The sequence below is a fragment of the Candidatus Gromoviella agglomerans genome (assembly GCF_021065005.1).
In the GTDB taxonomy this organism is placed as follows: Bacteria; Pseudomonadota; Alphaproteobacteria; order CAJXXZ01.
This window is the reverse complement of record NZ_CP069247.1, coordinates 551102-562458: the sequence shown is the minus strand read 5'-3', so window position 1 is coordinate 562458 and position 11357 is coordinate 551102. Positions and strand designations below refer to the sequence as shown.

The window sequence follows — 11357 nt, the reverse complement described above, 5'->3', positions numbered from 1 at the left end:
TCATTCATAAAAATGTTGAGTGATTACATAAAATTATATACAATGATGGACGGGCAGATGACTGAGTGGTTGAAAGTGCTGGTCTTGAAAACCAGAAAGGAGTATTCTCCTTCGTGGGTTCGAATCCCACTCTGCCCTATTTTGTAGACATCAGGAACATTGATATTGAAACATATCAGAAAACTTGGCATTGAATCACATCAGGAAATTTAATAAATTTCTACAATAAAATGGTCATATAAAACACAGAGCTACACAAAATATCGACTCAGATTTGCAAACATAACCATCACTTTTATTAATAAACATCCTTTAAAGGAGATTATTCATGTTAATTACATTCAAACCGTATATAAAACACAGAGCTACACAAAATATCGACTCAGATTTGCAAACATAACCATCACTTTTATTAATAAACATCCTTTAAAGGAGATTATTCATGTTAATTACATTCAAACCGTATATAAAACACAGAGCTACACAAAATATCGACTCAGATTTGCAAACATAACCATCACTTTTATTAATAAACATCCTTTAAAGGAGATTATTCATGTTAATTACATTCAAACCGTATATAAAACACAGAACATACTGTCGTAAAATTATCACATATTAAAAGCAAATCTTTCACCTTCATTAAATTTCATAAGATAAGATTGACTGAAAGTTTTACACCAAAAAATTTCATTCATTTAGTCAAAACAAACTTAAACTGTGCATTTCATTCATTTAGTCAAAACAAACTTAAACTGTGCATTTCATTCATTTAGTCAAAACAAACTTAAACTGTGCATTTCATTCATTTAGTCAAAACAAACTTAAACTGTGCATTTCATTCATTTAGTCAAAACAAACTTAAACTGTGCATTTCATTCATTTAGTCAAAACAAACTTAAACTGTAAATGAAGTGCGATTATTACAAGCTTCATCACAGGAAGTGTCATTCAAATTAGAATGCAGACACGTAAATCAGCTCCCACTGACTATCAGTCTTTTTTCGAGTAAATGACCAATCTTCAATACTCTTATAAGTACGACTAGCATCACGTAACTCATTTATGAATGTAGTTTCAATAAAAAAGCTATCATCATTTTTTGTAATTGACTTAATTCGATATGATATTTGCTTAAGTAAAGTAGCTCTTTTACTGTACATGGACATCTTAGCAGATATGCTCCGTTTAACAGAATCTTTTATTAGAATTTCATTCATATATTCCATATCTCCAAGTGAAAAAGCTTGCCATACCTTAGTTACAAGGTCTGAAGCATAGAGCAAAAACTTTTCTTGATCTATTAACTTTAATTCATTATCTTCAAGATTTGGTTCGATTTTTATGTTACTGGCACGCTTAACTAAATTGGTAGAATAATGAAATTTTGTTGATTTGAAAAATATTTTCAAAAGCACAAGAGATAAAATAAACAAAAATAGTATATCCAACATGGATATTAAAAAAAACAACTTCTCATTCATGATACATCATTTTATTGTTAATTTTAATCTTAAATTAAATTCGAAAGTAATAGATTCTATACATCATCTTTTTTTATAAAAAAATGTCAAAATCAATCACCAGAGCCGATTTAATAAAAATTTTAGTCAATAAATTCAACCTATCAAAAGAAGAGGCTTCCGTTTTTCTAAAAGAAATAATATTTTCAGTTTGCGCAGCACTAAAAGATAGTGGGTCTCTAAATATCTCATCATTTGGAAAATTCGTGATAAGTCATCGACCAGAGAGAAGTGGAACTAATCCAAAAACAGGAGATAAAATAAGACTTGAAGAAAAGAAAATCTTAAAATTCAAACCATCAGTAAATCTAAAGCACAAAGTAAATAGACAAAGCCTGACCTTAGTCAGATAAAGTACTAGCGGAGGAGGGATTTGAACCCCCGACAAACGGATTATGATTCCGCTGCTCTAACCAACTGAGCTACCCCGCCTTAGTGAGATTCTATTACCGATTGGGCATTTTGTAAATATTCACCTACTTGATATCCTTTAATTTAGCAAAATTTGCACCAATATCACTTATCTAACTACATTTTCTAGAGTATCATTATCATAGACTTGATTGCTCATTCAATTGATAAAGCATAGATTAATATATACAATGATATCTCTTGCTATATCATTCGTTTTTCCATGGCCTTTTATCGACATTCCTTACGTAAATAGGGAATTTTTTGATGATAAATTAATAATATACTGCTCTGGCATATCTATCAAAAAAAATTGGTTTGACGACATAACTATATACATCAAGGACTTATCATTAAATCGAAGATTCAACCAAAATGGCCCACACACAGAAGAAGATACAAGACACAACACAATTGCAAGATTAAAGAACATTAAAGCATCTATATCCTGCACAAAATTAAAGTTTTTTAAAAAAGATAAAATCGATATCAGCAACATATTTCATTTTATTAGAAAAATCAAATCACATGAATTAATATTCATTAACAGATTACAAATAACTAATCTTGAATATAAGCGCTTAAAAGAAAAAAATGGCAATTCCATTTTCATATCTAGCATGAAAATTGATAAAAAATTAATTTTAGCAAATGGATTTTTCAATAAAAAAATCATAAATACAAGTATATTGGATGAAAAAATGAAAGAGATAATCAAAATAGATCTTAATTTTGACTTATCAAAATTATCGACCTTTTTTAACATAGAATCAAAGGATTTTGCCCTCAAAGGGATAGTGAACAAAATCAACAGCACCTTATTTTTCCAAAATATATACGCCAGAATAAATGACATAATCTTTATAATACAGTCTAAAAATCCACAATCTGGTATGACAAGTGGAGAAAATCCACAAAATACAACTTTTTTCAGAGTAGAGAATTTCAATCTAAACAAATTGAAAAGTGATATATGTGATATTTTTTATATCAATAAAGAGTTAGTAAGTAATATTTTACAAAACATGCAATTTCCATTTGAAACTTTACAGTTTAAATCATTGAACGGTTACTTTAATCTACAAAACGATTTTAAGATCTCAAACCTCCAATTCTCGTATGAGATGTTAGAAATTTTCTTCAAGGTTAACAACTTAAATATTTTCGTTCAAGGAAATGGAAAATTTTACGATCACACACTAAAACACCAGATATCTCGAGCCTATTTTTGCGCACAAAAACTAAACTGCGGAGAAATTCACTTATCTGATTTCAATTTGGAAGAATTTAACTTTGATAAAACTTGCTTAAATTTATATACAAATCTATCACAGAAAACCGCTATAAATATAGCAAAAAAATTCCTTACAAAATATAACTTTAGCATAAACATTTTAAACAGAATTCATGGACAAGAGAAACTCAGGCTAAATCTTAAAATGGATCTAAATAATCAAAGTCTAGCAATACAAGGATTTTGCTCAAAGATTGAATTTAATATACTTGATGCCATGTTTCCTCTTAACGATATCGAATTTTTATTGAGATTAAAGGACTATAACAAACCTTTAAATCAAGAAATATACTTATTGTGCAACTCAAACAAAGTAAAATTTTTAAAGATTTTTTCTAAAAATGATGACATCGCTCAAATGAATGTACAACTCAATATGGAAGATTTAGCAAAATTAAGATTAAATTTCGTTCAATATTTTGACAAAAATTCGATCATTCGCGGAGTTCTTTCCTTTAAAAATCGCGAGTGGATAGGAAGAATCGATTTCAACGATTCAAAATTTTTCATTCCTTACGCAAATATAAAAAAGAAACTTTTTGACGAATTTTATATTGATATCTCATCGACAAATGCATTTAAAATATTGACAGTTCATGCTTCATGGATAGACAAAATAGACGACATATTTATCGAACTTTTTCCTCATTCAAACACTGAAATTTCACAGCAAAATCATAGAGAAATCAGGAAAAATCATCAGATTCCAAAGGATTATTTAAAGATAAGGAATACTTCTCCATATCAAATTATTAGCGGAACAATATCATTCAATGATAATTTTGACTCTTATGAGGCTTTCTTAAAAACATATATTTTTGATAACAACCTGGAAAGGAGCAGAGTACCTGTAGATATTCATTTCATTTCCAAAAACAATAAATATCTAAATTTAAAAATTCCTTTTGCAGATTACAACTTTGTACTTAGAATGCTATCTTTTGGAGAATGCTCCAATTTCAATATAAACTTCTTTGATTATAAAAATACTGAGAAAGACAAGCCGACATTTATCAGTTTAAATTGCAAAAAAATACTTTCTCCTAGAGGAGAGATAAAAGATTTATATATTAAAATGATGTACGACGGTCGTTTCAAGAAAATTACCAATTTATATGGCAATTTTGATGGAACAGTAATTTCTCAAGAAAGTACAAAGTATCCTTGGTGGAAGAAAATTTTTAAATTAAAGACAAATCATAAAATCACAAAAGATAAGAGTTTTAACGGATATATATTCATGGATAATGATGATACGATAAATATTTACTCAACAAAAGCCGGAGCAATACTGCAATTTATGACAGAATTTGATTCTTTCTTTAGCGGAATTCTTCTAATGAAAATTTACAAAAATGCTAAAAATAAAGTTAGCATTGAAGCAGAAATATATGACGCAAAACTCAATTTACTCAATAACAATCTGTTAATAAATTTCATAAGCCACATAGTGTCTGGCTTCAGTATTCAGCATTTCTTTCGATCGTACGTAAAAACAAACTGCAAAGTCAAATTAAATTTAAAAGAAGATAATGTGTACGAAATTGAAAACTTTGCAATAAATTTCCTAGATATTTGCATCACAGGAGAAGGATTAATCAACACAAATACAAGGAAATTTTTAAAATGGAAAGGAGATATCATTCCATTTTATGGCGTGTCATTCATGATCGGTCAGGTACCTCTCTTAAATATAATAAGCCACAAAGGTAAAGGAATCATAAGCATGGCATATCGTATATCAGGATCAATTGATAATCCATCAAAGAAAGTTCAACCATCAAGCATATTTCTATTTCACTTTATGAAGCAAAAATTTAAAAAAGTAAAAAATCAATACAGAATAAAATCTCAAACGAGTATTTAAAAAGAATAAAATAAAGTGTATGATCGATTTGGGTTGTTTCGGGGTGTTTTTCTCTTTTTAATGGTTCAGATTCGGAAGAAAGCAGACAAGAAATTGAAGAACAGGTCCGTAAAATAGCCCGTTTATTTGATAAAGAGAGGGTTCAATGAGTAGCTTGTTTTTAAAATATCGTCCCGATTGCATAGAGAAGGTTGTTGGTCAAAATATAGTAATTGAAATTATCAAAAATGGTATAAGATCAAAAATGTTACCCAGTGCGTTTATTTTTTCTGGCATTAGAGGTACTGGTAAAACCACTCTAGCACGCATTTTGGCAAGAGCTTTCAACTGCTTGAATGTAAATGGACAAACTTTACCATGTAATCAATGCAAAGCCTGTTTGGATAAGTCAAGTGTTGATATAATTGAAATAGACGCCGCGAGCAATACAGGAGTTGATGATGTTCGCAAAATCATAGATAGCAGCTACTATTCTCCTACTCATTTAACATATAAGGTGTTCATAATTGATGAAGTGCATATGCTATCTAAAAGTGCATTCAATGCTTTGCTCAAAATAATCGAAGAACCCCCAATTCACGTAAAATTCATCTTTGCGACTACAGAATTAAACAAAGTTCCATCTACGATAATATCCAGATGCATGGACTTTGAACTTGAGATTATAAAACCAAATGACATGCTAATTCATCTTAAAGAAATATGCAGTTTGGAAGGAAAAAAAGTAAGTGAAGATGCTCTGAAAATAATATGCAAACGATCGGAAGGATCAATGAGAGATGCACTATCTATGCTAGAACAAATAATTTTGTCAACAACATCAGATACAATCGATACTTCAAACATAAATCAAGTGTTTTTGATCGATTATGCGCTTGTAATGGGAATTTTTCGCTGTATATTGGAAGGTGATATGCAAAATCTTCTTCAAATATTTGATGAAACAAAAGAAAGGTTTAGTCCAATTCAAGTAATTCATGATCTGCTTGATATAATGTCTTACGCTGTAAAGGCAAAAGCTGATGATAGCAAAATTGGATCATATGAAACACCACATGAATGGAGCAAAGATTACGACCAACTTTTACAAAAATATAAACTTGACGATTTATTAAGAATCTGGAGCATGCTTCTAAGCGGTGAAAAAGACATAAAAACAGCTTCTGATGCGACTTCTGCGTTTGAGATAATTCTAATAAGAATACTATACTTAGAATCAAATTCTATAAGTTTCAAAGATAATAAGAGTGTTTTTTTTTAAACAAAAACACCAATAATACTATTAATGAAAACACCAGTTACGAAACAGCGAGCAAAAAGCCTTCTATTATGATCTTAAACGAACGAATAGTCCTCAATGAGAAGTCCAGATTTGAAGAAATCGTAATCCTTGTGAGAGAGTCTCGTGAACCAATATTATACTCATTTATACTTAATGACTTTTTCTTAATTGAATTTAAATATGGACATATAATATTTTTCTGCGAAAAAAATCAACAAATTATCGACAAATTTAAGCTGTTTCTAATAGAAAAAACTGGAATTGCTTGGAGCTTTGAATTATCTGAATTGAAAAACACGTATAACTTTGCTTTTGAATCATGGATTTTTTACAATTCTTCCAAAGAAAATAACCTTAAAGATATTCTCTCAGAATTGAAGACAAATTTTTCAGAACTGCAAGTATATGATTTGGATTAATATTTATTCTAAGTTAAACACAAATCAAGGCTTATGAAGCCCAATAAAATAGACATTTCACTAGCAAGAATTGCGAAATAATACATTAAAATGTATAATTCATGCAAATTAATTCATATATCATGTCCAGAACTTTCAATCACCACTTTATTCATCACGATAACATCAAAGTATATAAGGAAGACTTGCCCAACGATTTCAGTTTTTCTGGAGATTCAGTTGCAATAGACACTGAGGCCATGGGATTAAACCATATACGTGATCGACTTTGCCTTGTACAGCTCTGTTTTGGAGATGATATGGCTTATTTGATTCAGATTGCTCCTAATGTCAATCAACCTAAAAATCTAATAAGGTTATTGGAAGATTCGAAAATTCAAAAAATATTTCATTATGCAAGGTTTGATATCGCTATTTTGTACAAAACATTTGGAATACTTTGTCAGAATGTATATTGCACAAAAATTGCCTCATATCTAGCTCTGACATACACTGATCGTCATGGATTGAAAGAAGTTTGTAGGCAATTATTAGGAATCGAACTATCAAAGACTGAATCATCTTCATACTGGGGTGCAAGTGAATTATCTCCAGAACAGAAGGAATATGCAGCTAAAGACGTTTTGTATTTGCATAAATTGAGAGCAGAGTTAAATAAAATTCTTAAGAGAGAAAATAGATTAGAGTTACTACAGAAATGCTTGGATTTCCTCCCTCATCGAGTAGAATTGGATATACGTGGATGGGAAGAACACGATATATTCTCTCATTCAATAAAAAAAGATTAAGTCTAAACTATAATAATTTCAAGTAAATGCAGAGACTATAGTGTAAATTGAAATAAACTGTTTCAACCATTGCCAAGATACGAGAATATTATAAAAGACTCTATTTAGAAGATATATGATGAGAGATTTAGTCAATCGAAAGAACTCGTTAGAACATAATCTTTACCAAACAGTCAAATCATTATGACGCAAAAGCAAAACTGCCTTTATGTTCGCAAAAATCAACAATCAAATTTTAGCCAAAATTGCTCCCCAAGAGAAACCAGCACCAAAAGACTCAAACAAGACAATATCACCCTTTTTTACCTTGCCTTGGCGAAATGCTTGGTCAAATGCAAGCGGCACAGATGCAGCAGATGTGTTAGCATGCATATCTCCAGTATATATGATTTTTGATTGATCAATATTAACATTATTTGCAACAGCATTAATGATCCGTTTATTAGCTTGATGAGGAATAAACCAATCAATTTCATTTATATGAGTAGATGATTTCTCCAAGATTTCAACAATCACAGAACTCAATTTTTCAACAGCATGACGAAAAACTAACCTGCCATTCATCTCAACATACCCAGAATAACCAGTAGTACTAGGCCCACCAGATGTTTTTAGAGCATCGTACCATTTACCATCCGTATGAAGAACACTCTCAATAATATGACCACCACTCATTTCTTCACTTGCTTGCAATATCATTGCACCAGCTCCATCAGAAAAAAGCACTGCTGTAGATCTGTCCAAAGGATTTAGAATACGACTGAATGTCTCAGCTCCTATAACTACCACAGTACTTGCCATTCCATGCCTTATATACATATCAGCAGTAGTGAGAGCAAATATAAAACCACTACATACAGCCTGAAGATCAAAAGCATATGCATTATTCGCTCCTATAGCAGCCTGCACAATAGAAGAAGTAGCTGGAAAAGTATGATCTGGAGTTGAAGTTGCAAGAAGAATCATATCTATCGACATAGGATCAATACACGCCATTTGAATCGCATTTTTTGCGGCATGAACTGCCAAATGAGAAGTATATTCAAACTCATCAGCAACACAACGTTGCAATATTCCTGTCCTTTCTACAATCCAATCATGAGTAGTATCAAATACACTTTCCAAATCTTTATTTGTAACGACATTTTGTGGCAAATAACCACCACAAGCAATAATTTTACTCCTTAAAACACTCACAATCAATCACATCCCTTTACAATTAGTTTACCGAAAAATCTATTAAATGCTATACCAAAAGTGCCTTGTCCCATAGCGTTCGCAGCAGTAGTAAATGAATCAAAAACTAAACTCATAGACATTATGAGGTCGCACATTTCATCAGTAAATCCACAATAATTCGATATAACGGGCATAACACACATTATAGTCCCTGCTGGAATGCAACAATTTGAGTATTTGTATAGTGAATAAAAAATAGAAGCAATAAAATACTGAGAAAATGATAACATCGGCATTCCAAATACAGACAAGATGAAAAATATAAGGGTAGGGATAGTAAAACAATCTCCCAAAGTTGATGGCATCATTACTCCTGGAATAAGCGATATAATGTCATCTGGAACTTTATTCTTTTTTAATCCTTCGCATGTTTTTGGAAACGCTAAACTTGAAGACATAGTAGTAAAAGCAATCGTAACAGCAGGCATCATATTTAGCATATTACGAGCTGCCTCCTTAAATCCATTGCATATTACTAATACGATATATACAAAAAGTAGTGGAGAAAAAATAATAATAGAAAGCACTGTTAAATTTGAACCAAACATAGGTAAAACAAATCCAGACAAGTTTAAATTAGATATAAAACCAAGTACAAAAAGAGAAATCATTGGACCTAGAACTCTTTGTAAAAAGAAAAATGAAGCATTATTCATGAATTTCGATATTTTTATCGATTTTTCAAGAAAAAATTGCCTGCTTATTAGCCAAACAATTACAGCTAAAGCAACAGCAGTTCCATTTCCAACCAATACAGGAATATCAAAACTCCAAGCAGAATCATGAATGAGCATGTCGGATAAGCCATTCACAGCATCTCCTGCTTCAAAGGCATTAGTAAACCTCGCAACAGGATACAAAAACCAAAATCCAAAGAAATTAATCAAAAATGTCATCACTCCAAGCAAAATTATAATTTTTATTCCATTACTACCTATATTCACAAGTGCAGAGAACAAAATTCCGAACATTATGAATGGTAGACACGCCATTATGAACTTCTTTATGATCAAACTCAACGCCCATAAGTGAGATACACTCATAGGACAAGCATAAAATTGCAACAATAATCCCAATATAACAGCCATCAGCATAGCCCATTTTGAAGTCAATGCATCAGTAATTGCAATAAACATACATTTTTACGAGTAATTTAAATGGTAGATCTTATCAGAACTAATAGTACTTGTCACTAAATCAATTAGCATATATTCTTGAGACAATGAATCTTATACGATCAGCTACTTCATGAATAAATTTCAAGTCACAGCTCAGTGCAATTCTAATATATGCATTCATTCTCAAATCAAAATTACTTCCAGGAATGGAAATTATCTTAGCCTCTTTCATTAAAATATTTGCAAAGTCAATGTCAGTTAGATTAACTGGAACTCTCTGCCAAAGAAATAAACCTCCTTCACGAGCAATCTTTCTCAAATCGATATTTGAATCAAAACAATAGCTCCACAAAAATCTGCAGTAATTATACAATTTCCTCGACTCAAAAACATGTTCATCATCATTCAATGCAGTCGAAGCCATTTTTTGAATAAATTGAGGCACTCCGTCATCATGCATATTCTTTATCTGATATAATGCAGAAATTATATTTTCATCACCAGCAGCAAATCCCACTCTAAATGAACTCATTCGACTTCTTTTTGATAAAGAAAAAAATGCAATGACGTTATTCGTAGTGAAATTCAAAATAGAGTAGCATCGCTGATCAATTAAGTCTCTTAATTGACATATAATTTTCTCAATACCATTATCAAAATCATAATTCACAAGATTATCATATACATATACAACATCTGATGAAAAATAATAAAAATCCACATATGCTTCATCAGAAGCAATAACAATCTCATGCATATCCGCCCACTCAATTAATCTATGTATATTGTATTTGTCAGCAACGACTCCAGTAGGAGAATTAGGATAATTTATCCACAATAACTTAGATTTTTTTGCTATATCAGATGGAATTTTCTCAAAATCTATAAAGAAATCATTCTCAGCAGATAAAGGTGCAGCATAAACGTTCAAACCCAAAAAAGCAGCTCCCTGTCTAAAAGCTGGATAACCAGGAGTCGGACAAATTACAGTATCACCAGAATCCGCAATAGTCCTTGCAAAAATAAACTCATCTGTCTTAGATCCATTAGTGATATTAATCTGACTATATCTCAAATCGATATCAAAATTCCTCTTCAAATATCCAATACAAGATTCAAGAAAAAACTCTTCCCCTTTATTGCCAGGATATCCAATAAGATTGTTGCTTTTAATATAATTTCCAATATCCGCAAAAATAAAATCAGGTATTCCTACAAATTTTGCTGGATCTAAAACACCGCAATCATATACTCTTTCATTAGATTCCTTAATAACATCATCTATCTCATCAAAAATATTCCTCTTGACTGATCGATCAGAAAGAATTTTAGAAAATGTCGTAGTAAACATATCAGCAAGAGTAGATATTATCTAGCATATTGTGATAAAAAGTCCAAGTCAACACAAAAAATAGC

At 30.9% G+C, this 11357-nt stretch carries 9 protein-coding genes, 2 tRNA genes and 1 other RNA gene; 7 read left to right on the top strand and 5 right to left on the bottom strand.

Translation table 11 applies throughout. The features are described from left to right. Window positions 1-51 precede the first annotated feature (51 nt). Window positions 52-138 (top strand) — tRNA-Ser (locus tag Gromo_RS02540). 818 nt (window positions 139-956) lie between these two features. Here the strand turns inward: Gromo_RS02540 and Gromo_RS02535 are convergent. Further along, window positions 957-1454 (bottom strand): hypothetical protein, encoded by a 498-nt coding sequence (locus Gromo_RS02535; RefSeq protein ID WP_231158890.1) that lies wholly within the window; start codon window positions 1452-1454, stop codon window positions 957-959. A gap of 113 nt (window positions 1455-1567) precedes the next feature. Between Gromo_RS02535 and Gromo_RS02530 the strand changes: the two genes are divergently transcribed. Beyond that, window positions 1568-1876, top strand: a complete 309-nt coding sequence (locus Gromo_RS02530; protein WP_231158889.1) for an HU family DNA-binding protein — start codon at window positions 1568-1570, stop codon at window positions 1874-1876. 5 nt (window positions 1877-1881) lie between these two features. On the opposite strand, the gene Gromo_RS02525 is transcribed toward Gromo_RS02530, so the two are convergent. Then, window positions 1882-1955, bottom strand: a tRNA-Met gene (locus Gromo_RS02525). Window positions 1956-2125: 170 nt separating this feature from the next. On the opposite strand from Gromo_RS02525, the gene Gromo_RS02520 reads away from it, so the two are divergent. From Gromo_RS02520 to Gromo_RS02500, 5 genes are all read left to right on the top strand, one after another. Then, window positions 2126-5095, top strand: a complete 2970-nt coding sequence (locus Gromo_RS02520; RefSeq protein ID WP_231158888.1) for a hypothetical protein — start codon at window positions 2126-2128, stop codon at window positions 5093-5095. 27 nt (window positions 5096-5122) lie between these two features. Then, window positions 5123-5221, top strand: an RNA gene (ffs, locus tag Gromo_RS02515) — signal recognition particle sRNA small type. A gap of 19 nt (window positions 5222-5240) precedes the next feature. Next, window positions 5241-6356, top strand: a complete 1116-nt coding sequence (gene dnaX, locus Gromo_RS02510; protein WP_231158887.1) for a DNA polymerase III subunit gamma/tau — start codon at window positions 5241-5243, stop codon at window positions 6354-6356. A 68-nt stretch (window positions 6357-6424) separates the two neighbouring features. Next, complete coding sequence (locus tag Gromo_RS02505; protein ID WP_231158886.1) at window positions 6425-6796, top strand: hypothetical protein; 372 nt, start codon at window positions 6425-6427, stop codon at window positions 6794-6796. Between the two features lie 101 nt (window positions 6797-6897). Continuing rightward, window positions 6898-7584 (top strand): ribonuclease D, encoded by a 687-nt coding sequence (locus Gromo_RS02500; protein ID WP_338015379.1) that lies wholly within the window; start codon window positions 6898-6900, stop codon window positions 7582-7584. A gap of 228 nt (window positions 7585-7812) precedes the next feature. Here Gromo_RS02500 and Gromo_RS02495 read toward each other — a convergent pair whose 3' ends face one another. The 3 genes from Gromo_RS02495 to Gromo_RS02485 form a co-directional block, all read right to left on the bottom strand. Further along, window positions 7813-8781, bottom strand: coding sequence for a beta-ketoacyl-ACP synthase III (locus tag Gromo_RS02495; protein WP_231158885.1), 969 nt, complete (start codon window positions 8779-8781; stop codon window positions 7813-7815). A 2-nt stretch (window positions 8782-8783) separates the two neighbouring features. Beyond that, complete coding sequence (locus Gromo_RS02490; RefSeq protein ID WP_231158884.1) at window positions 8784-9959, bottom strand: cation:dicarboxylate symporter family transporter; 1176 nt, start codon at window positions 9957-9959, stop codon at window positions 8784-8786. A gap of 61 nt (window positions 9960-10020) precedes the next feature. Further along, window positions 10021-11292, bottom strand: a complete 1272-nt coding sequence (locus Gromo_RS02485) for an aminotransferase class I/II-fold pyridoxal phosphate-dependent enzyme (protein ID WP_231158883.1) — start codon at window positions 11290-11292, stop codon at window positions 10021-10023. Between the last annotated feature and the right edge of the window lie 65 nt (window positions 11293-11357).